Source organism: Nocardia sp. NPDC041819 (assembly GCF_055590505.1).
Genome location: NZ_JBVJAP010000001.1, coordinates 1,286,005 through 1,310,356, shown reverse-complemented (window position 1 = coordinate 1,310,356; position 24,352 = coordinate 1,286,005). Strand labels below are relative to the sequence as shown.

The 24,352-nt window shown below is 69.9% G+C and carries 25 protein-coding genes; 10 read left to right on the top strand and 15 right to left on the bottom strand.

The window, feature by feature from the left end:
• Nucleotides 1–6 precede the first annotated feature (6 nt).
• Together ACZ6DL_RS06220 and ACZ6DL_RS06215 are read right to left on the bottom strand one after the other, a co-directional pair.
• Nucleotides 7–807 (bottom strand): SAM-dependent methyltransferase, encoded by an 801-nt coding sequence (locus tag ACZ6DL_RS06220; RefSeq protein ID WP_466049325.1) that lies wholly within the window; start codon nucleotides 805–807, stop codon nucleotides 7–9.
• A 122-nt stretch (nucleotides 808–929) separates the two neighbouring features.
• A complete protein-coding gene (locus ACZ6DL_RS06215; RefSeq protein WP_466049323.1) occupies nucleotides 930–1,928 on the bottom strand; it encodes a hypothetical protein in 999 nt (332 codons plus the stop codon).
• Nucleotides 1,929–2,191: 263 nt separating this feature from the next.
• On the opposite strand from ACZ6DL_RS06215, the gene ACZ6DL_RS06210 reads away from it, so the two are divergent.
• From ACZ6DL_RS06210 to cobG, 3 genes are all read left to right on the top strand, one after another.
• Nucleotides 2,192–2,557, top strand: coding sequence for a hypothetical protein (locus ACZ6DL_RS06210; protein ID WP_466049322.1), 366 nt, complete (start codon nucleotides 2,192–2,194; stop codon nucleotides 2,555–2,557).
• A gap of 117 nt (nucleotides 2,558–2,674) precedes the next feature.
• A complete protein-coding gene (locus tag ACZ6DL_RS06205) occupies nucleotides 2,675–3,694 on the top strand; it encodes an alpha/beta hydrolase (protein ID WP_466049320.1) in 1,020 nt (339 codons plus the stop codon).
• A 48-nt stretch (nucleotides 3,695–3,742) separates the two neighbouring features.
• On the top strand, nucleotides 3,743–4,930 hold the full coding sequence (gene cobG / locus ACZ6DL_RS06200; RefSeq protein ID WP_466049319.1) for a precorrin-3B synthase: 1,188 nt from the start codon (nucleotides 3,743–3,745) through the stop codon (nucleotides 4,928–4,930).
• A gap of 21 nt (nucleotides 4,931–4,951) precedes the next feature.
• On the opposite strand, the gene ddaH is transcribed toward cobG, so the two are convergent.
• Nucleotides 4,952–5,812, bottom strand: coding sequence for a dimethylargininase (gene ddaH, locus ACZ6DL_RS06195; protein ID WP_466049317.1), 861 nt, complete (start codon nucleotides 5,810–5,812; stop codon nucleotides 4,952–4,954).
• 121 nt (nucleotides 5,813–5,933) lie between these two features.
• Here ddaH and ACZ6DL_RS06190 point away from each other — a divergent pair, with 121 nt between their 5' ends.
• The 5 genes from ACZ6DL_RS06190 (at nucleotide 5,934) to ACZ6DL_RS06170 (ending at nucleotide 9,688) form a co-directional block, all read left to right on the top strand.
• A complete protein-coding gene (locus tag ACZ6DL_RS06190) occupies nucleotides 5,934–6,371 on the top strand; it encodes an Lrp/AsnC family transcriptional regulator (protein ID WP_040867149.1) in 438 nt (145 codons plus the stop codon).
• 100 nt (nucleotides 6,372–6,471) lie between these two features.
• Nucleotides 6,472–7,107, top strand: a complete 636-nt coding sequence (locus ACZ6DL_RS06185; RefSeq protein WP_466049316.1) for a precorrin-8X methylmutase — start codon at nucleotides 6,472–6,474, stop codon at nucleotides 7,105–7,107.
• Entirely contained in the window at nucleotides 7,104–8,672 is a 1,569-nt protein-coding gene (gene cobJ, locus ACZ6DL_RS06180; protein ID WP_466049314.1) for a precorrin-3B C(17)-methyltransferase, read from the top strand. Before ACZ6DL_RS06185 ends, cobJ begins: the two co-directional genes overlap by 4 nt.
• Before the next feature lie 32 nt (nucleotides 8,673–8,704).
• Nucleotides 8,705–9,100, top strand: a complete 396-nt coding sequence (locus ACZ6DL_RS06175; RefSeq protein WP_062972838.1) for a hypothetical protein — start codon at nucleotides 8,705–8,707, stop codon at nucleotides 9,098–9,100.
• Nucleotides 9,101–9,157: 57 nt separating this feature from the next.
• Entirely contained in the window at nucleotides 9,158–9,688 is a 531-nt protein-coding gene (locus tag ACZ6DL_RS06170; protein WP_466049312.1) for a PadR family transcriptional regulator, read from the top strand.
• 16 nt (nucleotides 9,689–9,704) lie between these two features.
• On the opposite strand, the gene ACZ6DL_RS06165 is transcribed toward ACZ6DL_RS06170, so the two are convergent.
• The 4 genes from ACZ6DL_RS06165 to ACZ6DL_RS06150 all read right to left on the bottom strand — a co-directional run bounded on the left by ACZ6DL_RS06165 (nucleotide 9,705) and on the right by ACZ6DL_RS06150 (nucleotide 13,164).
• Nucleotides 9,705–10,454 carry a cobalt-precorrin-6A reductase gene (locus tag ACZ6DL_RS06165; RefSeq protein ID WP_466049579.1) on the bottom strand — a complete coding sequence of 250 codons (750 nt, stop codon included), beginning with the start codon at nucleotides 10,452–10,454 and terminating at the stop codon, nucleotides 9,705–9,707.
• On the bottom strand, nucleotides 10,451–11,068 hold the full coding sequence (locus ACZ6DL_RS06160; protein WP_466049311.1) for a DUF8020 domain-containing protein: 618 nt from the start codon (nucleotides 11,066–11,068) through the stop codon (nucleotides 10,451–10,453). Before ACZ6DL_RS06160 ends, ACZ6DL_RS06165 begins: the two co-directional genes overlap by 4 nt.
• 78 nt (nucleotides 11,069–11,146) lie before the next feature.
• The gene (gene cbiE / locus ACZ6DL_RS06155) at nucleotides 11,147–12,412 is read right to left on the bottom strand and encodes a precorrin-6y C5,15-methyltransferase (decarboxylating) subunit CbiE (RefSeq protein WP_466049309.1); all 1,266 of its coding nucleotides are present in this window, start codon (nucleotides 12,410–12,412) and stop codon (nucleotides 11,147–11,149) included.
• Nucleotides 12,409–13,164 (bottom strand): SDR family NAD(P)-dependent oxidoreductase, encoded by a 756-nt coding sequence (locus tag ACZ6DL_RS06150; protein ID WP_466049308.1) that lies wholly within the window; start codon nucleotides 13,162–13,164, stop codon nucleotides 12,409–12,411. The genes cbiE and ACZ6DL_RS06150 overlap by 4 nt, the downstream gene beginning before the upstream one ends.
• 101 nt (nucleotides 13,165–13,265) lie before the next feature.
• On the opposite strand from ACZ6DL_RS06150, the gene ACZ6DL_RS06145 reads away from it, so the two are divergent.
• Nucleotides 13,266–13,697, top strand: coding sequence for a PPOX class F420-dependent oxidoreductase (locus tag ACZ6DL_RS06145; RefSeq protein ID WP_466049306.1), 432 nt, complete (start codon nucleotides 13,266–13,268; stop codon nucleotides 13,695–13,697).
• A 36-nt stretch (nucleotides 13,698–13,733) separates the two neighbouring features.
• Here ACZ6DL_RS06145 and ACZ6DL_RS06140 read toward each other — a convergent pair whose 3' ends face one another.
• On the bottom strand, nucleotides 13,734–14,861 hold the full coding sequence (locus ACZ6DL_RS06140; protein WP_466049305.1) for a M24 family metallopeptidase: 1,128 nt from the start codon (nucleotides 14,859–14,861) through the stop codon (nucleotides 13,734–13,736).
• 84 nt (nucleotides 14,862–14,945) lie between these two features.
• Here ACZ6DL_RS06140 and ACZ6DL_RS06135 point away from each other — a divergent pair, with 84 nt between their 5' ends.
• Entirely contained in the window at nucleotides 14,946–15,911 is a 966-nt protein-coding gene (locus ACZ6DL_RS06135; RefSeq protein WP_466049303.1) for a 5'-3' exonuclease, read from the top strand.
• Between the two features lie 412 nt (nucleotides 15,912–16,323).
• Here the strand turns inward: ACZ6DL_RS06135 and ACZ6DL_RS06130 are convergent, their stop codons facing one another.
• From ACZ6DL_RS06130 to ACZ6DL_RS06100, 7 genes are all read right to left on the bottom strand, one after another.
• Entirely contained in the window at nucleotides 16,324–17,016 is a 693-nt protein-coding gene (locus tag ACZ6DL_RS06130; protein WP_466049302.1) for a DUF4333 domain-containing protein, read from the bottom strand.
• 161 nt (nucleotides 17,017–17,177) lie between these two features.
• On the bottom strand, nucleotides 17,178–19,859 hold the full coding sequence (locus tag ACZ6DL_RS06125) for a DEAD/DEAH box helicase (protein ID WP_466049577.1): 2,682 nt from the start codon (nucleotides 19,857–19,859) through the stop codon (nucleotides 17,178–17,180).
• A 24-nt stretch (nucleotides 19,860–19,883) separates the two neighbouring features.
• Entirely contained in the window at nucleotides 19,884–20,837 is a 954-nt protein-coding gene (gene tatC, locus ACZ6DL_RS06120; protein WP_466049301.1) for a twin-arginine translocase subunit TatC, read from the bottom strand.
• A 98-nt stretch (nucleotides 20,838–20,935) separates the two neighbouring features.
• Nucleotides 20,936–21,193 carry a Sec-independent protein translocase subunit TatA gene (gene tatA, locus ACZ6DL_RS06115; RefSeq protein ID WP_062972818.1) on the bottom strand — a complete coding sequence of 86 codons (258 nt, stop codon included), beginning with the start codon at nucleotides 21,191–21,193 and terminating at the stop codon, nucleotides 20,936–20,938.
• A 64-nt stretch (nucleotides 21,194–21,257) separates the two neighbouring features.
• A complete protein-coding gene (locus ACZ6DL_RS06110; RefSeq protein ID WP_466049299.1) occupies nucleotides 21,258–22,307 on the bottom strand; it encodes a 2-dehydropantoate 2-reductase in 1,050 nt (349 codons plus the stop codon).
• Nucleotides 22,308–22,329: 22 nt separating this feature from the next.
• On the bottom strand, nucleotides 22,330–23,307 hold the full coding sequence (locus tag ACZ6DL_RS06105) for a helix-turn-helix transcriptional regulator (protein WP_466049298.1): 978 nt from the start codon (nucleotides 23,305–23,307) through the stop codon (nucleotides 22,330–22,332).
• The gene (locus ACZ6DL_RS06100; RefSeq protein ID WP_466049296.1) at nucleotides 23,304–24,299 is read right to left on the bottom strand and encodes a helix-turn-helix transcriptional regulator; all 996 of its coding nucleotides are present in this window, start codon (nucleotides 24,297–24,299) and stop codon (nucleotides 23,304–23,306) included. Before ACZ6DL_RS06100 ends, ACZ6DL_RS06105 begins: the two co-directional genes overlap by 4 nt.
• Nucleotides 24,300–24,352 lie beyond the last annotated feature (53 nt).

Below are 24,352 nucleotides of genomic sequence, written 5' to 3'. Positions count from 1 at the left end.
GCGACCTTAGTCGGCGCGTGCGTGCGAGGTCTTGCGGACCATCCCGCCCAGCAGCACCAGTCCGGTGTCCGGAAGATCGTCGTCGAGCCACTGTTGCAGCGGAACCACACCGGGACCGATGATTTCGAAGCCCTGGAACAACGATTCCACCACGGCCGGAGACCGGTAGACCACCTGGGCCGAGGAGTTGGCGGTATCCGACGACGACTGCGTGATGAAGTCCGGATCGCTGTCGGCGGAGCCGTGGGTGAACGCCAGGTGGCTTCCCGGCGCCATGGCCGCACCGAGGCGGGCGACGATCCCGGCCGGGTCCTCGTCGTCCATCACGAAGTGCAGGACCCCGACGAGCGTGATCGCCACCGGTTCGCCGAAGTCGATCACCCCTTCGTCGCGCAGCCGGTCGACAATGTCGTCCGGCCTGCGCACGTCGCCCAGCATGGCCGTGACCCCCTCGGCCCCGGCGAGCAGGGCGCCGCAGTGCGCGTACACGACCGGGTCGAAATCGACGTACGCCACCCGCGCCGACGGATCGACCTTGCGGGCGACCTCGTGCACGTTCGGTGAGGTCGGGATACCCGCGCCGAGATCGATGAACTGCCGGATCCCCGCCTCGGCGGCCAGCTCGACCGCCCGCACCAGGAACTTCCGACTGAACCAGGCCAACGTGCGGGTGTCCGGCGCGATGGACAGCATGCGGTGCGCGACCACCCGGTCGACCTCGTAGTTGTCTTTGCCGCCCAGCAGATAGTCGTATACCCGGGCGGAATTCGGCAGATTCGGATCGACGCCACGCGGTGCTCGCTCCATGCCGCACACCGTACCTCTTCGATCACGCCGGTCGGGTTCGCGACGAATTGCCCCTTCCCGGCGCCGCCGTTCGTTCCGGCGCAGCGAACATTTGCCGGTCGAAAGCGCTGTGGGAGAGTGAATTACCGTTGCTTTCCGAACCCGGTCGCCGTCGCGAGCACCTCGGCCCTCGCCATGAGAACGTCCGCCGCCGGGCGGGGGCGACGGCCCAGACCGCACGCGCAGGCGACTCCGTCGACCGGGCGGCCCAGCGCATTCTCCAAGGTTCGCAAGGTCTCCAACTGCTGTGCCTCGGTAGGAACATCGTGCACCAACCCGGCATAGAAATCGGTGCCCGCCGCCAAAGCCAGATCCGCCAGCGGCGCATAGAATTCCGGATCGGCCGACGGCGGTATGTCGCCCGCGGCGACCGGGCCGTGCACGAATTGCAGGATGCGCCCCCGCGGCCAATGCCGGACGACGGAATTGGCCAAATCGACCAGCGGACGGGCATCACGCAACTTTCCCCGGGCTTTGTTGCGCAGGCTGCCGAGGCAAAGGTGCACCCCGAAACGGGTCCCCTCGGGAGCGGCCGCGGCCAGCGCGGCGATTCCCTCGCCCAGCCCCAGCGCCCGATCGACCAGCCGGTGCGACGGCTGCGCCCTGGCCGTGAGCACCAGTTCCGCGGTGGCCTCCAACTGCACGACGACGTCGTCACCGGCGAGCGCGCGGATGGCCGCGATCTCGCGCACGGTGGCGTCGAAGAAGGCTCGGCGATGGCGCCGCAGACCGGCGGCTCCCATGGCGATGAACGTCAAGGTGAAATCGGTCGGCATGCCGATCTGGAGCGCGAGGCCGGGCAACTCGCGCACGCCACGCAGTTCGCGGAAAATCGGCAGTGCGTCCTCGGCCTCCCGGAGATATCCGAGATCCATGATGTCCCCGCGCAACTCGGCGCCGCGAGCGACGCGATGAATCGTCCGGTCCCGGCTCGACCGCCACGTCCCCGGCTTCTTCACCGCCAGGACACCCTGGGTGACCAGGTCTTCGATGATCGGCTGGATGTAGAACTCGTAGCGCCGCGTCTCCCCGGTCGGCAGGGTACGCAGCCGCGCCCCCGCGCTGTCCAGCATGGCCTTCATCGCGACGTCCGTGCTGTCGGCCGGAAAGCTTCCGACGAAGTGAACCGTTCGCGTACCCGCCCTTTGTCTCGTCGCATCCATGTTCCCACGCTCCTCGTTCACCGCGTCGTCCCGGACATCCGCGCTCCCGACGCGATATCGGGCGCGGCCGGGTGCACGCGTGCGGCATCAACTATGCGATAGCCACCGAATATTGTGTGCGGTATCGTCATTCGCCGATAGGCACCAGGCATGACCGGCTCCGGCCCGGAAGGCATTCGGCCATGAATAAGCTCTACGCCCGCATGATGAAGGCCGCCTGCCCCATCGACCCGGAGACGATGGAGACGACGGCGCCGTTCCTCCAACACGAGATCGTGCCGCATGCCATGGCCGATCACGGCGCCCGGCAGATCTTCTTCTTCCTCGATCGGCAGGACAACACCGTCTTCTCGATCACGATCTACGACACGCGCGAAGACCTCGACAACGCGATGCGCGAAGCCGACAGTGAGTACCGGTTCGCCAGTCTCGCCGCGCTGGGGTGCACCGCCCTCGACGCCCGCTCGTTCGAGGTCGTCGCCGGAGCGGTCGACGACGGAGCAGCCGAATTAGACTTCGCCACACTCGTTCCGCCGGTGGGCGATTGACTGCTCGAGTCCCGAAATTCATTGCCGCAACGGCTGTTGTCACTTCCTTCGGGTAAAAGAACGAATCGTCGGCGACAGGTATTGCGCGCCATGACATTCGGACATAGCCTGCGTCGCGTGCGAACCTCGCTACGGTCGATCGTCGCGTCCGCGGCCGCAATACTGCTCTGCCTGACACCCGGTACCGCCCACGCAGACGACACCGCGCCGGGCGGCTGCGAAGCGGTCTCCCTTCCCGTGCCGCTCGGGGAAATGGCCGGTTCCTTGTGCACTCCCGCCGCGGGCGCCACCGATACCGTCATGGTGCTGATCGCGGGCTCCAACTACAACCACACCTACTGGGATTTCCCCTACGCGCCGGAGACCTACAACTTCCGGCGCGCGATGAACGCTGCGGGCATCGCGACGCTGGTGGTCGATCGGCTCGGCAACGGTGCGAGCACCAGGCCGCCGAGCACGCAGGTCACGGCGACGGTTTCCGCTCGCGCTCTGCACGACATCGTGCAGGCCCTGCGCCGGGGACTCGCGGGCGCACCGCCCTTCGGCAAGGTCATCACCGGAGGCCATTCGCTCAGCTCGGGCATCGACGTCCTGGAGGCGACCACGTACCAGGACGTCGACGGCGTCCTGCTCACCGGCTTCTCCCACGCACTCAACGTGCCCGAAGTCCTCGGCGTGATCTCGACCTACCACCAAGCCGCCGAGGATCCGCGCTTCGCCGGGGGCGGCTACGACCCCGGCTACCTGACCACTCGGCCCGGTACCCGCGCGGGCGACTTCTTCGCCCCCGAGACGGCCGATCCCGAAGTACTCGCCGTCGACGAAGCGACCAAGGAAGTCTTCTCGCCCACGGAGTATCCCGACGGTTTGACCTCCACCCTCCCGCCGATGACCAACTTCATCGACGTCCCTGTGCTGGTCGTCAACGGCAGCCTGGACCGGCTCTCCTGCGGCCCCGGCTACGCCGTCTGCGCGGATGCCGAGACCTTGCGCGCCACCGAAGCGCCGTTCTTCGGCCCGGCGGCACGACTGCGCACGTACGTACTGCCCGGCAGCGGGCACTCGGTGAATCTCGCGCGCAACACCGCGGAGTATCGAGCCGCCGTCATCGATTGGGTGCGTTCGATCGGCGGGTGACCGGCCGTTCGCTGTGCCGGGCTCGCGCGTCCGTAGGCTGGATGCGCTATGACACGACGCGCTCCTGACTCCTGCCCGGGCGTGCTGCGGCTGCACGAGGCCGCCGACGGGCCGCTGGCACGAATCCGCGTGCCCGGCGGTCGCCTGGATCCCGCCCAGGTGCAGGCGCTGGCCGAGGCCGCGCTCGACCTGGCGGACGGGAACATCGAGCTCACCTCCCGGGGCAATGTCCAATTACGCCGGGTGCGCGACGCCGGGACGCTGACCGACCGGCTCGCGGCCGCGGGCCTTCTGCCGAGCACCACGCACGAACGGGTGCGCAACATCATCGCCTCGCCGCTGTCCGGCCGGATCGGCGGCCTCGCGGACGTGCGCCCCCTGGTTCCCGCGCTGGACACCGGCCTGCTCGCGTCGCCGCGGCTGGCCGGCCTGCCCGGCCGGGTGCTGTTCACCCTCGACGACGGACGCGGAGATGTCAGTGGGCTCGGCCCCGACATCGGAGTACACGCGACCGGGACCGACGAGTTCGCCCTGCTGCTGGCAGGCGGCGACAGCGGCCTGCGGCTGCGCGCCGCCGACGCGGTGGACGTCGCGCTCGCCGCCGCGCACGCGTTCCTGGACCTGCGCGGCGACGACGCGGGCCGCTGGCGACTGCACGAGATCGAACACGGCGCCGAACGCGTCGTCGATCGCCTCGGCTTGTCCCCGACCGCCGAAAGACTCGAATTCTCCACCGGACATCGCGTACCGATCGGATGGCTGGAGCAGGACAACGGATCGGTGGGGCTCGGCGCGGGCGTGCGCCTCGGCTCGCTGCCCGCCCGCACCGCCGAGTTCCTCGCCGCGGTGGAGCGACCGATCTTCGTCACGCCGTGGCGCAGCCTGGTGATCACCGACCTGGCGGAGTGGGCCGCCGAACAGGTGGTGCGCGTGCTGGCGCCGATGGGTTTGATCTTCGACGCCGACTCGCCGTGGCTGCTGGTCAGCGCCTGCGCCGGACAGCCCGGCTGCGCGAAGTCGCATACCGACGTCCGGGCCGACGCGGCCGACGCGGTCGACACCGGACGGGTGCTGCCCGGGTCGGCCGATCCGGCCGACGGCCCGCGGACGATGTCCGCGACCGAGGTCACCGTGGCCGGGCGTCAGCACTGGTCGGGGTGCGACCGCCGGTGCGGCCGCCCGCAGGGCGAGGTCACCGACATCGTCGCGACCGACGAGGGTTATCGCGTCGAGTGACTCTCCGGCGGCACCTGCCGGTCACCTGCCGTGGATCTCGAGCGTGCAGCACTTGACCGAGCCGCCTGCCTTCAGCAACTCGGACATCTCGATCCCCACCGGATGGTAGCCCCGGGCGCGCAGGGCTTCGCTCAGGTCGGTGGCCGCGCTGCTGAGGAAGACGTGGAAACCATCGCAGACTCCGTTCAACCCGAGCACCGCGGCGTCCGCGTCGGTGGCCACGATCGCGTCGGGATAGAGCGCGGCGAGCACCGCGCGCGCCGCCGGGCTGAAGGCGGGCGGGTAGTAGGCGATGGTTTCGGCGTCCAGCGGGAGCAGCACCGTGTCCAGGTGGTAGAAGCGCGGATCGACCAGTTCCAGCGACACCACGGGCAGCCCGAAGTGGCGCGACACCTCCTCGTGCGCGGCGAGCGAGCTGCGGAAGCCCGTTCCGGCCAACAGCCGATCACCGACCAGGAGGAAGTCACCTTCGCCTTCGTTGCATTCCGCGGCGGCCACCAGATTCGGCAAGCCGTATCCGGCGAACCAGGCGTGGTAGGCCGGGCCTTCCGCGGCACGCTCCGGGTGGGTGAAGCGGGCCGACATGGCCCGGTCGCCGACGATCAGTCCGCCGTTGGCGGCGAACACCATGTCGGGCAGGCCCGCGATGCCGGGCACCACCTCCACGGTGTGTCCGTGTTCGGCGTAGGTGGCGCGCAACGTCTCCCACTGCGTCAGCGCCAGCGCGCGGTCGACGGGCTCGGCGGGATTCATCCAGGGATTGATGACGTAGGCGACCTCGAAGTGATCGGGACGGCACATCACGAACCGGCGCGGCGACGAACGGCGGGCGGCGGACTCGACAGGGAGGGTGGCTACAGAGGTCAACGGAACTCCCGGCATGAGCGTGGGTTTTCGGCTGATTCGACGGTAGAGGGCCTAGCATTGCGCCAGAAATGACGATTCGTTGCGCATATCGGCCTGAAAACAGCGAATCATTGCTTCCATAGCGAGAAGGTGTGATGTGGACGACCTCGATCGGCGGATTCTCGCGCAACTGCTGAAGAACGCCCGCGCTTCGTTCCAGGAGATCGGTGGCGCGGTCGGATTGTCCGCGCCCGCGGTGAAACGGCGGGTCGACCGCCTGGTCGCGGCCAAACAGATCACCGGGTTCACCGCGCTGGTCAATCCCGCGGCGCTGGGCTGGAAGACCGAGGCGTACGTCGAGGTGTACTACCGCGACAACATCTCCCCGGCCGAACTCAAACGCAGTCTGGAACCGATCCCGCAGGTGGTCGGTGTCTGGACGATCGCGGGCGAGGCCGACGCGCTGGTGCACGTGATGGCCACCGACATGGCCGAGATCGAGGTGACCGTGGAACGGATCCGGGAGAACGCTCGGGTCGGGCGTACCCGCAGCGCCATCGTCATGTCCCGGATTCTGGAGCGCCCGCGAACCTGATCCGGCGGCGCCCGCGCGCCGGTAGCCGGTGGCGGTACCGGAATGCGGAGCGCCCGACCCGGACCGATCTGTCCGGACCCGCCCCCATAGGGTGGACCGCATGTCCGACGTACGTGCCAGCTATCTGACCGACGGGGCCGAGATCTACCGTCGCTCGTTCGCGACGATCCGCGCCGAGGCCGATCTCAGCGGTTTCCCGCCGGATGTGGCACAGGTGGTCGTACGGATGATCCACGGCTGCGGTCAGGTGGATCTCGCCGCGGATATCGCCTACTCCCCCGGTGTGGTCGCCTCGGCGCGGGCGGCGCTGCGCGCGGGGGCGCCGATTCTCTGTGACGCGACCATGGTGGCCTCGGGTGTGACCAGGAAACGACTGCCCGCGGACAACGAGGTCGTCTGCACCCTCGCCGATCCGCGCGTGCCGGAGCTGGCCGCGGCCAAGGGCACAACCCGCTCCGCCGCCGCGCTCGACCTGTGGCGCGACCGTCTCGACGGCGCCGTCGTCGCGATCGGCAACGCGCCCACGGCGCTGTTCCATCTGCTCGACCTGCTCGCCGCGGGAGCGCCCCGGCCCGCCGCCGTGCTCGGCATCCCGGTCGGATTCATCGGTGCGGCCGAATCCAAAGACGCGCTGATCGATTTCGGCGGCGTCGAATACCTCACGGTGCGCGGCAGGCGCGGCGGCAGCGCCATCACCGCGTCCGCGTTGAACGCGATTGCGAGCGAACAGGAATGACCACTCCGGGCAAGCTGTGGGGCGTCGGGCTCGGACCGGGTGATCCCGAATTGGTGACGGTCAAAGCGGCCACCGTGATCGGCGCGGCCGACGTCGTCGCGTTCCACAGCGCGCGCCACGGCCGCAGCATCTCCCGCCGCATCGCGGCGCCGTACATGCGCCCCGGTCAACTGGAGGAGCATCTCGTCTACCCGGTGACCACCGAGACCACCGATCATCCCGGCGGTTACCAGGGCGCGATCGACGAGTTCTACGAACAGGCCGCCGAGCGGCTGGCCGGGCACCTCGCCGCGGGCCGGTCGGTCGCGCTGCTCGCCGCGGGCGACCCGCTGTTCTACAGCTCGTATATGCACATGCACCGGCGGCTGGCCGACCGGTTCGACGCCGAGATCATCCCCGGGATCACCTCCGTGAGCGCGGCGTCGGCAGCGCTGGGAACCCCGCTGGTCGAGGGCGAGCAGGTACTCACCGTGCTGCCCGGCACCATGCCGGTCGACGAGCTCACCCGGCGGCTGCGCACGACCGACGCGGCCGCGATCATGAAACTGGGACGCACCTATCCCGGTGTGCGCCGAGCGCTTTCGGATTCCGGACGGCTCACCGGCGCGTACTACGTCGAGCGCGCGAGCACCACCCAGCAGCGCGTGCTGCACGCGGGCGCGGTCGACGACGCGGAGGTGCCCTACTTCGCCATCGCCCTCGTGCCGGGCCCCGAACCGACCACGCCGCTGCCGCGCCTCGAAGCGGAGACGGCCGCGGCGCAGCGGGTCGCCGACGCGGAGACGACCGAGGGCGTCGGTGAGGTCGTGGTGGTGGGACTCGGTCCCGGCGCGCCGGAGTGGACCACCGACGAGGTGCGCGCGGCGCTGGCGGACGCCACCGATCTGGTCGGCTACACCACCTACTTGAACCGGGTGCCCGAGCGCCCGGGGCAGCGCCGGCACGCCAGCGACAACCGGGTCGAGTCCGAGCGCGCGGCCATGGCCCTGGATCTGGCCAAGCGCGGCGCGCGGGTCGCGGTCGTCTCCTCGGGAGATCCCGGCGTGTTCGCGATGGCGGCGGCGGTGCTGGAGGAATCCGGCGATCCGCAGTGGAGCGGGGTGCCGGTCCGGGTGCTGCCCGGTCTCACCGCGGCGAACGCGGTGGCCAGCCGGGTGGGCGCGCCGCTCGGCCACGACTACGCGATGATCTCGCTCTCCGACCGGCTCAAGCCGTGGGAGGTCGTGGCGCAGCGGCTTTCCGCCGTCGCGGCGGCCGATATGGCGATCGCGGTCTACAACCCGGCGTCCTCGCAACGCACCTGGCAGGTGGGCGCGATGCGGGACCTGCTGCTGGAGCATCGCAAGCCGGACACGCCCGTCGTCGTCGGGCGCGACGTCGGCGGACCCACCGAATCCGTCCGGGTGGTATCGCTCGGCGACCTCGACCCCGACGAGGTGGACATGCGCACGCTGCTGATCATCGGCGCGTCCACCACCATGGCGCGCGAGACCGACGCGGGCACACGGGTCTACACCTCCCGCCGCTACGATCGCGCGCACGACGCGGCGGTCGGCGGCGCGTAAGATCGCCAGACGCACCGACGATCGGAGGGACCTTGGCCGCGACACTGCCGGAGCTGACGCTGCGCGCCCGCGCCTTGGAGGCCAGGGCCACCGCGAGCGAACAAGCGCTCGACGAGCAGGGCGAGGTCCTCAACGAACTCGCGGCGCTGACCAGGAAGGCGCTCGACGGCATCGGCCGGATCGACCGGCGCGCGGAAACCGTCGGGGAAGCCGTCGGCGAGCTTCGCCGGGATGTCGGGAACCTGCGCGAGAATGTGGGTGAACTCAACCGCAGGGTCACCGTGCTCGAACAAGGACAGATCCGGCTGGAACAGGGCCAGACCGCGCTGGCCCACGGCCAGGCGCAGCTCGAACAGGGACAGGCGCGACTGGAGCAGGGCATGGCACAGGTGCTCGCCCGGCTCGACAAGTTGACCGGCGACGCCTGACCCGCCCCGTTCCGGTAACATTCCACTATGGAATGTTGAGAGCGAAGGGAGCAGTCGTTGACCAACACCGCGACCAAGCGCAAACCACTGAACTCGACGGCGGCGTCGTTGCTCGGATTTCTGCACGAAGGGCCCATGTCGGGATGGGATCTGGTAACCCAGGCCCAGGACCGGATCGGCGACTTCTGGACGATCACGCAGAGCCAGGTCTACCGGGAACTCGCCACGATGGACGCGGCGGGACTCGTCGAGAAGGGCGAGACCGGAGCCAGGGAACGCACGCCCTATCGCATCACCGACGCGGGGCGCGAAGCGTTCCTGGAGTGGGTCGCCCGCGATCCCGGCGGGGAGACCATCCGGGTGCCGTTGCTGCTGACGCTCTCCTTCGGTGAGCATCTCGATCGCCGCCGGCTCGACGGCATCGTCGCGGCCAACCGCGAGATCCATCAGGCGCGGCTCACGCGGTACCTCGCCGAAGATCCAGCGGGAAAGCCCACGTTCGCCCGCGCCACACTGGACTTCGGGATCCGCTACGAGCGGGCGGTGCTGGAGTGGTTCGACCATCTGCCGGAACTGCTCGGCGACTGAGCGGTGCGAGACCGCCTCATGAGCGCCGGGTTCGCCTGTCGCGCAACCAATTCAGCGCCTGCTCGGGTGATTCCACGACCGGCGTGCCCTCGGGCAGCGGCGGGCGGTCCACGACGACGACCGGAATTCCGGCCGCGCGAGCGGCGGCGAGTTTGGCTTCGGTCTGCTCACCGCCGCTGTCCTTGGTGACGAGCACGTCGATCCGGTGCTCGGCGAGCAGCCGCGATTCGTCCTCCACCGCGAAGGGTCCACGGGCGAGGAGCACTTCGTGCCGCGGCGGCAGCGCGCCTTCGGGCGGGTCGATGGCGCGGATGAGGAACCATTGCCGGACCGATCCCGCGAACACGTCGACGCCTTGCCTGCCGATGGTCAGGAAGACTCGCTCGCCGAGAGCGGCCACTTCCCTCGCCGCGGCGGGGAGATCGGGTACCCGCACCCACCGGTCCCCCGGCCGCTCCACCCATCTGGGTCGCCGCAGGTGCACCAGCGGCACACCGGAGGCATGCGCGGCCGCCGCCGCGTTGGCGCTGATGGCCGCCGCGAACGGATGGGTGGCGTCGACGATCGCGGCCGTCTCGTCGGCCGCGAGCCAGGCGCGCAGTCCCTCGGCGCCGCCGAAACCGCCGACGCGGACCGCGCCCTCCGGTAGCAAGGGTGCGCGCACACGACCGGCGAGCGAGGAGACGATGTCGAATCCTCGCTCGCCGGAAGCGATATGGGCCAGCTCCCGCGCTTCCCGGGTGCCGCCCAGAATCAGAACTCTCAGGGCTGGCCGCTGAAGTAGGCGATACCCGCGTTCAGCAGCGACGGCCCGCCCGCGACGGCCAGACCGATCAGCGCGCCGAGCACCGCGCCGGGCAGGATGCCGACACCGAAGAAGACGATGCCGATGGCGGCGCCGATCAGGCCGCCGACCAGAGCGCCGAGCGAGGCGCGCTGCAGCTCGGCGAAGAACCACTCCTGCGCGCCGATGAACTCGGCGGCGACCGGCGCGTTCGCGGTCGGCGCGACCTGCGGGGTCAGCGTCAGCTGCCTGCCCTCGTCGGCGACGGCCGCCGCGATGTTGACCTCTTGGCCCTTGGCCGTCGCGGTGAGCGGAATGCTGGTGACGGTCTCGCCCGCGGAGTTCTTCAGGGTGACCGACCGGTTGTCGGTGTCGACGCTGAACGCGCCGCCGGTCACACTGGTGACGACCGACTTGCCCGCGTCGGCGAGCTGCAACGCGTAGCCGACGCCCTGGTCCGTGCCCGTGACGGTGGGCGCGGCCGTGGATTGTTCCTGCGCCGCGGGCGGCGTGGGAGCGGCGTAGGAGGTACCGGCGGTGACGCCGGTGGCGGCGACGGCCAGCAATGCGGTAGCGGCGAACTTCTTGTATCTCATCTATCTCCCCAACAGGAATCGGATTTCCGGTCGTGACCGGAACTCGGCCCCGACCCTACCGCGTGACCGGTAACGTGTTCACCCCTCTGCGGGGAACGCCGCCGCGGTTTTCACCACCGACCACTGCGTGACGGGAAGCTGCGGGCGCCAAGCGGTGAAAGACCCCAGGGGCTCCCCGCGATAGATCTGGAACTTCCGCAAGACGCCGCCCTGGGCACTTGACCAGCTGAGCAGCAGCGATTCCGATTCGGCGGTCACCGCGTTCGCGACGAGCCTGCCGTGTGGGCGCAACTGCGCCCAGCATGTCTCGAGCAGGCCATCCTGAGTCAGACCCCCACCCACGAAAATGGCGTCGGGAGCAATGATCTCGCTGTCGGCGGCGAGTTCGGCACACACCTCGCCGCGCACCAGGATGTGCGGCACGCCCAGAGCGTCCGCGTTGCCGGAGATCTGCCGCCGCCTGCGCTCGAGCCGTTCGAACGCGACGGCCCGGTTGCCCGGATGCGCCCGGCACCATTCGATGGCGATACTGCCCGAACCGCCGCCCACATCCCAGAGCAGCTCGCCAGGGGCGGGCGCCAGCGCCGCCAGTGTCAGCGCCCGGATCTCGTGCTTGGTGAGCTGTCCGTCGCCCCCGAAAAACTCGTCCGGCAGCCCGGGCAGGCGCGTGGCACGCGGCTGGTCCGGGTCGGATGCGCAGGTGATCGCCACGATGTTCAACGGGTCGCCCGGCGGATGTTCCCACTGCTTCGCGATTCCGGCGCGGTGCCGTTCGGCGGAACCGCCCAGTTGCTCGAGGACCGTCAGCTCGGAACCGCCGAAACCGTTCCGGCCCAGCAACTGCGCCAAGCCTTGCGGCGTGTGCTCGTCGGCGCTGAGCACCAGCAGCCGCCTGCGGTCGGCCAACTCGGGCAGCACCGTCGCCAGCGGACGCCCGACCACGCTGACCACCGGCGTTTCGGCCAGCGCCCATCCCAGCCTGGCGCAGGCCAGCGAAGCCGAAGACGGCTGGGGCAGCACCCGCAGCGCCTGCGGGCCCAGCAGCCGGGCCAGGGTGGCGCCGATCCCGTAGAACATGGGATCGCCGCTGGCCAGGACGCACAATCGCGCGCCGGAATGCCGTTCGAACAGGCCGGGCAGCGCGGGCAGCAAGGGAGACGGCCAGGTCATCCGCCGCGCCGCCACGGTGGGCGGCACGAGTGCGAGCTGACGCGCGGAACCGAACAGGAATTCGGCGTCGCCGACCGCCTCCCGCGCGGCGCGACCGAGACCGTCCCAGCCGTCGGCGCCGATGCCGACGACCGCGATCGGCGCGCCGGTCCACGACGCGGGCGTGGCGCTCACCGCGGCATCCGACGCCAGATCGGTTGCGGCAGCATACGCATCGCGAAGAACACCGGTTGCAGCATCCGGGGTACCCAGACCCGGCTCGCGCCGCGGCGCAAACCCGCGACCACCGCGCCGGCGACCTGATCGGGAGTACTGGAGAACGGCGCCGGAGACATTCCCTCGGTCATCCGCCCGATGACGAACCCGGGCCTGACCAGCAGCAACCGAACCCCGCTGCCGTGCAGGGCATCCGCGAGACCGGAAGCGAATCCGTCGAGTCCCGCCTTGGCCGACCCGTAGACGTAGTTGGCTCGCCGGACGCGCACGCCCGCGACCGAACTGAACACGACGAGCTGACCCGCCCCCCGCGCGCGCATCAGGTTCGCCAGTGTGGTGAGAACACTCGCCTGGGCGACGAAGTCGGTGTGCAGGATCGCCGCCGCGTGCGCGGGATCCCGCTCGGCGCGTTGCTGATCGCCGAGCACGCCGAAGGCGAGCACCGCGATGCCGATCGGCCCGTGCTCGGCGGCGATCTTCTCCAGCAGCGCAGGATGAGTCGCCACATCGTCGGCGTCGAATTCGACGGCGTGCACTTCGCTCGCCCCCGCCGCGGCGATCTGCGCCCGCTGCGCGTCCAGCTCACCGCTGCGCCGGGCCGCCAGAACCACCGCGCGCCCGGGCGCCAGCCGCCGCGCCACTTCGAGGCCGATCTCGCTGCGACCGCCCAGCAGCAGTACCGTGCCGTCGGCCAATCCACGCGTTCCCATGGGGTCAGTCTTTCATTGCCATGGGTGCGGCCCGTCATCGCTCACCTGTCCCGGGCCGGGCTGGTGCGGCGCCGACGTGTGCCGACGGCTACGGTCGGGGGATGCCGACGAGTACTGCTGAGTTGTCGCCCGCCGCCCTCGAGTTCGTCGCCGAACGGCATCTCGCCACGCTGACGACCTTGCGTGCGGACGGAACGCCCCATGTGGTGGCGGTGGGGTTCACCTGGGATCAGGACGCCGGGATCGCGCGCGTGATCACCAACGACGGGTCGGTGAAGGTGCGCAACGTGCGCCGCTCCGGATACGCGGCGGTCAGTCAGGTCGACGGGATCCGGTGGATCACGTTGGAGGGCCCGGCCACCGTGCTCGACGCCCCGGACGACGTCACCGAGGCGGTCGAGCGGTACGCGGGCCGCTATCGCGTGCCGCGGGAGAACCCGACGCGTGTGGTGATCGCCATCCAGGTCCGGCGCGTCCTGTCCAGCAGCACGCTCGTCGCACCGGCCGCCGACGGGAACGGCGCAGGCGCCTAGCACCTTCGCCGCGAGGGCTGAGCCTTCAGCCGTCGATCACAGGACCGCGAGGCCGTGCGGCCGCTTGTTCAGGGATTCGCCGCCCTCGTCGGTGACCACCACGATGTCCTCGATGCGCGCGCCCCACTCGCCGCGGAAGTAGATGCCGGGCTCGACGCTGAATGCCATGCCGGGCCGCAGGACGAGGTCGTTGCCCGCGACGATGTAGGGCTCCTCGTGCACCGACAGGCCGATGCCGTGGCCGGTGCGGTGCACGAAAGCGGGCCCGAAACCGGCTTCGGTCAACGGGTTTCGCGCCGCGGCGTCCACCGCGGCCGCGGTGACGCCGGGACGGACGGCCGCCACCGCCGCCGCCTGGGCGCTTTCCAGTTCGGCGTACCGGGCCACCACCTCCGGGTCGGGTTCGCCCAGGACGTAGGTACGGGTGGAGTCGGAATAGTAGCCGGGCTCGACCGGGCCGCCGATATCGACGACCACCACGTCCCCGGCCTCGATCCGGCGTTCGGACACGCCGTGATGGGGGTCAGCGCCGTGCGGACCGCTGCCCACGATGACGAACGCCGCCTCGGTATGCCCCTCGGCGAGGATCGCGGCTTCGATATCGCGGCCGACCTCTGCCTCGGTGCGCCCCACCTGCAAGAACTCCCCCATCCGAGCGTGCACCCGGTCAATCGCGGCGCCGGCCCGGCGCAAGGCGTCCACCTCGGCCGGGTCCTTGATCATGCGCAGTTCGCGCAGCACGGGGGTGGCCGATACCGGCAGACCGGTGAACGACTCGGCCAGCGGCAGCAGATGCAGCGCGGGCATCACATCGGCCACGGCCACCCGGGAGCCGACGTGCAGCGCGGACTTCACCAAGCCGTACGGGTTCGTGCCGTCGACCCAGTCCAGCACTTGCAGGCCCAGTTCACCCGCCGCGGAGCCCTCGAGCGACGCCAGCTCCAGTTTCGGGATCACGACCGACGGCGTGGCCCCGTCCGCCGGGATCACCAGACAGGTCAGCCGCTCGAACGACTCGGCCGCCGAGCCGACCAGATAGCGCAGGTCCGGCCCGGGGGTGATCAGCAGAGCGTCGAGATGGGCGGCCCGCATCAACTCCACTGCCCGCTCCAGCCGGGCACCGTAGACGTCCGCCGCGAACCTCGATTCCGTATGCGAGCTCATTCGTCCGACGTTACCTGCCGGGCGCGTGGGAGGAACGCCGAACTTCGCCCGGGCGCTGTCGGTGCAGGCGAGTAGCCTCGGCCCGTGACCTCTGCTGCCGGTGGGCCCCTGTTGCTGTTGGACGGCGCCAGTCTGTGGTTCCGCGCGTTCCACGCCATCCCCGACAAGATCACCGCGCCCGACGGGCGGTCGGTGAACGCGTTGCGCGGCTTCACCGACATGGTGGCGTCGCTGATCACCAAGTTCGCACCGAGCAGGCTGGTGGTGTGCCTGGATCTGGACTGGCGCCCGGCGTATCGGGTCGAGCTGGTGCCGTCCTACAAGGCACACCGGTTGGATACCTCACCGGACGCCCCACCCGGCGCCGAAACCGTTCCGGACACGCTCACCCCGCAGGTGGACATGATCCTGGAGGTGCTCGCCGCGGCGGGCATCGCGACCGGCGGCGCGGAAGGCCTGGAGGCCGACGACGTGCTGGGCACCTTGGCCACCCGGGAGCGCACCGACGAGGTGATCGTGGTCAGCGGCGACCGCGACCTGTTGCAACTGGTACGAGACGAGCCGACGCCCCAGGTGCGGGTGCTCTACGCCGGACGGGGACTGGCCAAGGCGGAACTCTTCGGCCCGGCCGAGGTGTCGGCGAAATACGGCGTACCGCTGCGAAACGCGGGCCCGGCCTATGCCGACATGGCCACGCTGCGCGGCGACGCCTCCGACGGCCTGCCGGGGGTGGCGGGCATCGGCGAGAAATCCGCCTCGATGCTGATCTCCCGTTTCGGTTCCCTCGAAGCGCTGGTCGCGGCTGTCGAGGACCCGGATGCCGACGTGTCCCAGAGCGTGCGCGCCCGGCTGCGCGCCGCCGAGGACTACCTGAAGGCCGCCGCGCCGGTGGTGCGAGTGGTCCGCGACGCCGAGGTCACCCTGTCCCGCAGTGACGCTCTCCCCGCCGAACCCGCCGACCCGGACCGGCTGCGCGCGTTGGCCACCGCCTACAACGCCGAGAGCCCGGTCACGCGCTTGATCACCGCCCTCGCGGCCCGCCCCAGCTGAATCCGGGAGACGCGGAAGCCCCACCGCATTACGCACGACAACTCCGGCCCGACCGAGCGAAGCTCCGAGCAGGCGCCGTTCGCGGCCCGGCTCACGGTCCGAGAGGCGACCCCGGCGCGATCACACCCGACAGGTTTCGAGAGAAGCGAGACCGAGCATGCGCGGTTCGCGGCCCGGCTCGCGTCCGAGTGGCCGCCGCGCAGGCGACGAAGGAGCAGGCGGCGGGTCGCTCGGATACGAGCAAGAAGGGGCCGCGAACGCCCGGTGCCGCGGGCGCTCGCAAACCAACACAGCCCGGCTCTCGTCCGAGTAGCCGCCGCGTACCAGCGAAGGAGCAAGCGGCGGTCGCTCGGACGCGAGCCACCAAGGGCCGCGAACGCCCAGCGCCGCAAGCGCTGGACAAACCGGCACCCTAGCTGGGGCGGCCGACCTCATAGGTGCCGTCGTCCTTGGTGATCTTGATGTTCACCTTCTTGGCCTCGCCGCTGACCTTCACGCTGCATTCGAAGGTGGCGTCGACCTTGACTTCCTGTCCGGACGGGCAGGAGACGTCGCTGATGTCCTGGATGCCGTAGGAGTCCGACAGCACCTTCTTCACGCCGTCCTGCACCGCGGCCTGGTCCAGTTGGTCCTTCGCGGTCAGCACGAGCACGAGTGCGACGATCGCGCCGACCACCGCGACGCCGAGCAGCGACAGACCGATGATCAGGCCTTTACCCTTGCCGCCCTGCTGCGGCGGCTGCTGGCCGGGAGCGCCCCACTGCGGCTGGGGCTGCTGCGCCTGCCCCCACTGCGGCTGCTGCCCCTGCTGGCCCCAGTCCTGCTGCGGCTGGCCCCATTGCGGCTGGCCCTGTGCGGGCTGCTGACCCCACTGTTGCTGCTGCGGCTGCTGGCCCCACTGTTGCTGCTGCGGCTGACCCCACTGCTGCTGCGGTTGCTGCTGCTCACCCCAGTGCTGGGTCGGCTGGGCGGAGGCCGGGGTCTGCGGCTGACCACCCCACTGCTGTGTGGGACCGGCTCCGCCCGGCGCCTGCTGTCCACTCCACTGCTGGGTGGGATCGTTGCGTCCCTCCCCGGGGTCGTTCGGTCCGTACGGGCCGCTCATCTGCTTGCCTCCACTCGCATCGTTGTACACACGGTAGCCCCCCGCGTGGGCCTCGTCGCATGACACGACTATTCCGCCACGGTCGGTACGCGAAAGAAATCAAATCACAATCGAATCCGCCGTGTTGTTATTGCCGCCGCCGCGCCCGACGCTCAGGCCGCTCAGGCGGCGTCCACCGCCACGACGCCCCGGCGGATCGCCCGCACCGCCTTGGCCGCGGTGGCCGCGACCTCGGGATCATCGGCGGTGCCGTGGATCTGGTCGAGCAGATCGATCACCTGCCTGCACCAGCGCACGAAATCACCGGCCGACAGCGGGGCGCCCTGGTCACCGCTGGCGAGCAAAGACTCGGCCAATCCATCGCCCCGCGCCCATTTGTAGACGCCGTCGACGAAACCCAGATCGGGCTCCCTGGTCGGGGGCAGTTTGTGCCGCGCCTCGTCGGATCGCAGTTCGGACCAGACCCCGATGGTCGCGCCGACCGCCCGCCGGATCGGCGCCGTCGGACCGCTCGCGCCGAGATAGCCACCCTCCTGGCGGGATTCGTACACCAGGACCGACACCACACCGGCCAGTTCGGCCGGGCCGAGGCCACGCCACAGCCCCTTCCTGAGGCATTCGGCGACCAGCAGGTCGCTTTCGGCGTAGAGGCGAGCCAGCCTGCGTCCGTCCGGAGTCACCTCGCTCTCCTGCACGAATCCGCGTTCCTCCAACAGGCCGAGGATGCGATCGAAGGTGCGCGCCAGCGAATTGGTGGTCGCGGCAACCTTCTGGCGCATCGCCTCCGTCTCGCGCAGCAGCCGGTTGTAGCGCTCACCCACGCGGGCCAGTTGCTCGCGATCGGGCCGCGAGTGGGCCGGATGCGCGCGCAGGCTGCGGCGCAACGTGGCCAGTTCCCGGTCGTCGGCAGCGGCGGACTGCCTGCCGCGCCGCGGCCTGCCCGGCACCGAGATCCCCGTGCTGCGCAGCGCGGAAGCCAGATCGCGGCGGATGCGCGCGGTCCGGTGATCCACCCGGCGCGGTAGCCGCATGTGCCCGAGCGCCTCGGCGGGCACCGGGAAGTCGGCGACCGACACCCGGCCGGCCCACTTGTCCTCGGTGAGCACGAGCGGCCGCGGATCGCCGGGGGTCGCGTCCGGCTCCAGGATCACCGCGAGCCCGGCGCGGCGGCCGGAGGGAATCGCCACCACGTCGCCACGCCGCAGCGCGCCGAGCGCGTCCACCGCGGCGCCTCGCCGGTCGGCGCGGCTCTGCTGGGTCAGCTGCCGCTCGCGCTGCTTGATCCGGTCGCGCAGCGACAGGTACTCCAGGAACCCCCCTTCCGCGCCGCCGATCTGGTCGCGCAGCTTGCGCAGCGCCGCCTCGTTGCGCTCGATGCCGCGCACCAGCCCGACCACCGACCGGTCCGCCTGGAACTGGGCGAACGACCGCTCCAGCAGGGCGCGTGATTCGTCGGCGCCCATCCGGTCGATGAGGTTGATCGACATGTTGTAGCCCGGCCGGAAGGAACTGCGCAGGGGGTAGGTGCGCGTCGAGGCGAGACCGGCGACCGCGCTGGTGTCCACCTCGGGCTGCCACAGCACCACCGCGTGGCCTTCGACGTCGATGCCGCGCCGCCCCGCGCGCCCGGTCAGCTGGGTGTACTCGCCGGGCGTGAGTTCGGCGTGCGATTCACCGTTGAACTTGACCAGCCGCTCCAGCACGACGGTGCGCGCGGGCATGTTGATGCCGAGGGCCAGCGTCTCGGTGGCGAAGACGGCCCGCACCAGCCCGTTGACGAACAGTTCCTCGACGGTGTGGCGGAACGCGGGCAGCATCCCGGCGTGATGCGCGGCCAGGCCGCGGTGCAGCGCCTCGCGCCACTCCCAGTAACCGAGCACCTCGAGATCGGTCTTGGGCAGATCGCCGGTGTGCTTGTCGATGATCGCGTCGACCTCGTCGCGCTCCTCCGGACGGCTCAGGTCGAGCCGCGAACGCAGGCACTGCGCGAGCGCGCCGTCGCAACCCGCGCGGCTGAAGATGAACGTGATCGCGGGCAGCAGGCCCTCTTCGTCCAGTTTGGCGAGCACCTCCGGCCGCGGCAGCGGACGGAAATCCCGGCGCGGGCCGCCGCGACCGTTGCGCTGGGGGCCCCAGCTGTTCATCCGGTCGGCGGCCTCGCGGTGGCGGATGAACCGCACCAGGTCTTCGTCGACGAGCACCTTCTGTTCGGTGGATTTGGTGTCGAACAGGTCGAACATCCGCCGCCCCACCATGACGTGCTGCCACAGCGGCACAGGCCTGGTCTCGTCGACCACCACCGCGGTGTCGCCGCGCACGGTTTCCATCCAGGCGCCGAACTCCTCGGCATTGCTCACCGTGGCCGAAAGGCTGACCAGCCGCACGTCCGGAGGCAGGTGCAGGATGACCTCTTCCCACACGGCGCCGCGGAACCGGTCGGCGAGGTAGTGCACCTCGTCCATCACGACGTAGGACAGTCCGCGCAGCGCGTCCGAGGAGGCGTAGAGCATGTTGCGCAGCACCTCGGTGGTCATCACGACCACCGGAGCGCCCGGGTTGATCGATTGGTCGCCGGTCAGCAGTCCGACGCTGTCACGGCCGTAGCGCTCGGTGAGGTCGGCGAACTTCTGGTTCGACAGCGCCTTGATGGGCGTCGTGTAGAAGCACTTCCCACCGGCCGCCAGCGCCAGGTGAACGGCGAACTCGCCCACGACCGTCTTGCCCGCGCCCGTCGGCGCGCAGACCAAGACGCTGTGGCCTTCCTCGAGCGCCGCACAGGCAGCACGCTGAAAGGGATCCAGCCGGAACTTCAGCTCGGCGGAAAATACGGCCAACTCGCCCATCTGCGACCGGTCATCTGTCACTCGTCAGAGCGTATCGGAGTAGTCCGACACCGGTCGTGTGGATTTCTCCGCGGGGGTGGTGAGCGACTCGGCCGGATCGATCGGCTCCGGGGCGCCCAGATCGGAGGCCTCCTCGTCGGACAACGCACCAAGGCCCTCGCGCTCCTTGCGCGCCCTGCGGCGATCGTTGATCCGGGAGAACTGGATCGCCACTTCGAACAACACCGTCAGCGCCAAGGCCAGCGCCAGCATCGAGAAGGGATCCTGCGGCGTCACGATCGCCGCGAACACGAACAAACCGAAGGTGATCCCGCGCCGCCACGCCTTGAGCCGCTGATAGGTCAGCACTCCCACGAGGTTCAACCCGACGATCAGCAACGGCGTCTCGAAACTGACCCCGAAGATGATCAGCAACTGCAGGATGAAACTGAAATACTGCGACCCGCTCAGCGCCGTGATCTGCACGTTGTCGCCGATGGTCAGCAGGAAGCTCAACGCGTGCGCGATCACCACATAGGCCAGCACCGCCCCCGCGGCGAACAACACCGTGCCCGAGGACACGAACCCGATCGCGTATTTGCGTTCCTTGGCATACAGCCCGGGGGTGATGAACGCCCACAGCTGGTACAGCCAGATCGGCGCCGCCAGCACGACGCCCGCGGTCATGCCGACCTTCAATCGCAACGTGAACTGCTCGAACGGCGCGGTCGCCAGCAGACGGCACGCCCCGTCCTGGCTCAACGTCGCTCGGGCCGAGGCGGGCAGCGAACAATACGGCCCGCGCAGGATCTCGCCCAGGCTTTCCACCCCCAGGAACCCGTGCCCGTACCACAGGAACCCCAGTACCGTCGTCGCGATCACCGCCGCGATCGACACCAGCAACCGGTACCGCAGCTCCTGCAGATGCTCGACCAACGACATCGTGCCGTCGGGATTCGTCCTGCGCTTGCTATGCCGCGGATCGAACGGGATTCGCATGGTTGGTGATCGCCCCTGGGTTCACGTGCCTCGCTCAGCTCGGCAACAGCACTGAGTCCGGAGTGAGCTGTTCCTCACTCCGGCGCGAGCGGATCCGCTCAGACCGACTTCGGCTCGGTACGGGGCTCGGTGGCCTGCGGCGACTGCTGCGCGGCGGGCAGCTGCGGTGCGGGCTGCTGAGCCGGCGCGCCGCTGTCGGACGCGTTGCTCTCGTGCTGCATCTGGCTGACCTCGCTCTTGAAGATGCGCAACGACCGGCCCAGGCTGCGGGCCGCGTCGGGCATCCGCTTCGCGCCGAAGAACATCACGAAAACCACCGCAATGATCAGCCAGTGCCAGATGCTCAGACTGCCCATGATCTACCTCCCAAGACTGTGATGCCTCGATGCTACCGGACCGTGACGTGCGCGAACGCTGCCGTCACCGCTCGTTCGCCCCGCGTCCGGGCACGGCGCCCGCCGCGGCGGCCCGCAACTGGCCGAGCAATTCCCGGCCGGTCCACGCGCGCCTGCCGCCCTGCTCGGCGGCGACGATCAATTCGATCAGCCGCTGATTCACCGGTGTAGGCATCCCGACCATCGCGCCCAGTCCCACGATTTCACCGCACAGCCAGGAGATTTCGGTCTTTCGGCCCAGCTCCAGATCGTCCGCCATGGACGAACGCGCCATCGGATCGATGGCCAGCACCTGTCCGGCCACCCGCTGGAACAAGCCGTCGGGGACGGTCAGCAGCGTGGCCATCACCCGGGGCGGCAGCGGAGTCAGCCGGGCGGGGCGAATTCGCGCCTTGTTCATCACCGCGAGCGCTTCGCGCTGGGTCAGCGCGAGACAGCGGCGGTAGTCCCGCTCGGCGAGTTCCTCCCGCAGCGGGCGCCCCGACAGCGCGTTGATCGGGTTGTTGAGGTTGAGCAGGAGCTTCGCCCATTGCACCGGGCGCAGGTCGGGATACCGCCGCAAGCCGAGTCCCGCCCGCTCGAACACATCCAGGTACGGCGCCAGCGCCGGGTCGTCCCGCACCGCGAGCCCGCCCTCGGTGCCCCGATGGAAACGGCCGCCGGGATGGTGCACGACATTGAACATCACCATGCCTGCCAGCACCACGCAATGCGGCAGGATCTCGCGGATCACCGAGTCGTTGCCGATACCGTTCTGCAGGCTGAGCACCACGGTGCCCGGCCTGATCTTGCCCGCGAGATCGCGCACCGCCGCCGCTGTCGCCGCCGATTTCACCGTGACAAGCACCAGATCGGCCGATCCGACGTCATCCGGTTCGGTGGCGCGGTGGAATCGGTCCGCGGGTAACGCCTCGTCACCGCCGTCGAGGTCGGTGAGCCGGAGCCCGGACGAGCCGAGTTCGTCGAGCACCCGTCTGCGGCCGACCAGGGTGACCTCCGCGCCCGCCACGCCGAGTTTGCCGCCGACGAAGTTGCCGATGCTGCCCGCGCCTACCACCAGCACACGACTGTTCATGCCGGTAGGGCCTCTTCGTTTCTCATCGAGCCCCCAGGAATCCGGCTTCCTCGTAGGCGGCCAGCGCGGCGTTGGACCGCTCACGCACCGCCGCGACCAGCTCCGGTGGCCCGAGGACGGTGACGCCCGCCCCGAAACCGAGCAGCAGGCGGGCCATCCAGTCCAGCGTGGCGAACCGCATGGTCGCCTCCAAGCTGCCGTCGGGATGCACCGCCAGCCGGTGCATCGGGTACTGATCGAGAACCCAGGCGTAGTCGGCGTGGATTCGTAAACGCGCTGAGGGAACCGCCGGATCGTCCTGGAACAGGTCCAGCCCGGCCGTCGCCTCGGTGGCATGCTTCGGCGGCCGGGCGAGTTCGTCCAACTCGGCCGCGGCCTCGATGCGGTCGAAGCGGAACAGCCGCACTCCCTCGGCCTGCCTGCACCACGCTTGCAGGTAGCTGTTGTCGTCCACGAGAACGATGCGAATCGGGTCGACGATGCGTTCGGACACCACGTCGCGGCTGGCGGAGTAGTACACCAGCCGCAGCGCCCGGCCGAGCGCCAGCGCCGATCGCACGGCCGCCACCGTGGGCGCCTCCTGCGGCGGGGTCGGGAATCGCCCGTCGGCGTCGGTGGACGCGCCACCCGCGATCGCCGATTCGATCTTCGCGATGGCCGCGTGCGCCGCGGTGGGGTCCACCATGCCTGGCATGTCGACGATCGAGCGCAGCGCGACCAGCAGCGCGGTCGCTTCGGTGGAGGTCAGCCGCAACGGCCGGTCGATGCCTGCGGAGAAGGTGACCTCGATGCTCTCCTCGGAGAACGACAGGTCGATCAGGTCACCCGGACCGTAGCCGGGCAGGCCGCACATCCAGAGCTGGTTGAGGTCGCTCATCAGTTGCTTGGTGGTGACGCCCAGGTCGGCGGCGGCCTCGGCGGCGCTGATGCCGGGGTGGGCGATGAAGTACGGGATCATGTTCAGCAGCCGGGAAAGCCGCACCGAGAGACGCGAGCTCATGCCCGCACCTCCGTCCGGTCGAACACCGAACGCAACCGCGCGATGACATCGGCGCGGAGCGACTCGGGAGCCAGCACCACCGCGTCCGGGCCGAGTCCGGTGATGAGCCGGGCGAGCCAGTCGCGCGATCGCACCGGCAGCTCCACCACCGAACCCGCGCGGCCGCCCACGTTGCGCTCGCCGACGACCTGCCCGATCCTGCGCAGCTCACGTCCCCGGCCCTCGGCGACCCATACCGTGGCCGACCCGCTGACCGGCGAGGTGCTGGTGACCTGGTCGACGATGGCACGCAGATCCACGCCCGCGGGCTTGCGGACCACATTGCGGGCGCCGTACGCGGTCACCTCGTCGCCGATGCGCGACAGCCGGAAGCTGCGCACCGCGTCCCGGTCGCGGTCGTGCCCGACCAAGTACCAGCGGCCGCGATGGGTGACGACACCCCACGGCTCCACATCGCGCATCAGATAGGGGGCGTTGATCGCGCCGCGGTGCTCGAACCGCACCGCCTGACCGGCATCGATCGCGGCCAGGAGTTTCCCGAGCACCGGTTCCGAGCCTCGGGTGCGAGCGGGAACGGCGGGCACCGAGGCCACCGCGACGTCGGTCTCCACGTGAATGCCCGCGGCGCGCAGCTTGAGCAGCGCACCCTCCGCGGCGGCGGCCAGCTCGGGCGATTCCCACATCTGCACGGCCACGGCGACCGCGGCGGCCTCCTGGTCGGTCAGGTCGATATCGGGTAGCTCATAGGCGTCGCGATTGATCCGGTAGCCCTCGATCGTCGAGTACCGGCTCACCGGGCCGACTTCCAGCGGAATGCCCAGATCGCGCAGTTCGTTCTTGTCCCGCTCGAACATCCGGCTGAACGCTTCGTCACTGGCGGAGTCCTCGTATCCGGCCACACTGTCCCGGATCCGCTCAGCGGTCAGGAACTGCCGGGTCGACAGCAGCGCGATGACCAGATTCATCAGCCGCTCGACCTTGGATATCGCCACCCGATAGAGGGTAATCTGCGCACCCGCGCCACCGCGCGGCGGCGCGCGATTCG

Coding starts and splice junctions, on each gene's coding strand:
- ACZ6DL_RS06145 (WP_466049306.1), top strand. CDS start 13,266: ATGCCGACGAGTACTGCTGAGTTGTCGCCCGCCGCCCTCGAGTTCGTC.
- ddaH (WP_466049317.1), bottom strand. CDS start 5,812: ATGCCGGGAGTTCCGTTGACCTCTGTAGCCACCCTCCCTGTCGAGTCC.
- tatC (WP_466049301.1), bottom strand. CDS start 20,837: ATGCGAATCCCGTTCGATCCGCGGCATAGCAAGCGCAGGACGAATCCC.
- ACZ6DL_RS06125 (WP_466049577.1), bottom strand. CDS start 19,859: ATGGGCGAGTTGGCCGTATTTTCCGCCGAGCTGAAGTTCCGGCTGGAT.
- ACZ6DL_RS06210 (WP_466049322.1), top strand. CDS start 2,192: ATGAATAAGCTCTACGCCCGCATGATGAAGGCCGCCTGCCCCATCGAC.
- tatA (WP_062972818.1), bottom strand. CDS start 21,193: ATGGGCAGTCTGAGCATCTGGCACTGGCTGATCATTGCGGTGGTTTTC.
- ACZ6DL_RS06185 (WP_466049316.1), top strand. CDS start 6,472: ATGTCCGACGTACGTGCCAGCTATCTGACCGACGGGGCCGAGATCTAC.
- ACZ6DL_RS06160 (WP_466049311.1), bottom strand. CDS start 11,068: ATGAGATACAAGAAGTTCGCCGCTACCGCATTGCTGGCCGTCGCCGCC.
- ACZ6DL_RS06150 (WP_466049308.1), bottom strand. CDS start 13,164: ATGGGAACGCGTGGATTGGCCGACGGCACGGTACTGCTGCTGGGCGGT.
- cobG (WP_466049319.1), top strand. CDS start 3,743: ATGACACGACGCGCTCCTGACTCCTGCCCGGGCGTGCTGCGGCTGCAC.
- cobJ (WP_466049314.1), top strand. CDS start 7,104: ATGACCACTCCGGGCAAGCTGTGGGGCGTCGGGCTCGGACCGGGTGAT.
- ACZ6DL_RS06105 (WP_466049298.1), bottom strand. CDS start 23,307: ATGAGCTCGCGTCTCTCGGTGCGGCTTTCCCGGCTGCTGAACATGATC.
- ACZ6DL_RS06110 (WP_466049299.1), bottom strand. CDS start 22,307: ATGAACAGTCGTGTGCTGGTGGTAGGCGCGGGCAGCATCGGCAACTTC.
- ACZ6DL_RS06140 (WP_466049305.1), bottom strand. CDS start 14,861: ATGAGCTCGCATACGGAATCGAGGTTCGCGGCGGACGTCTACGGTGCC.
- ACZ6DL_RS06130 (WP_466049302.1), bottom strand. CDS start 17,016: ATGAGCGGCCCGTACGGACCGAACGACCCCGGGGAGGGACGCAACGAT.
- ACZ6DL_RS06220 (WP_466049325.1), bottom strand. CDS start 807: ATGGAGCGAGCACCGCGTGGCGTCGATCCGAATCTGCCGAATTCCGCC.
- ACZ6DL_RS06215 (WP_466049323.1), bottom strand. CDS start 1,928: ATGAAGGCCATGCTGGACAGCGCGGGGGCGCGGCTGCGTACCCTGCCG.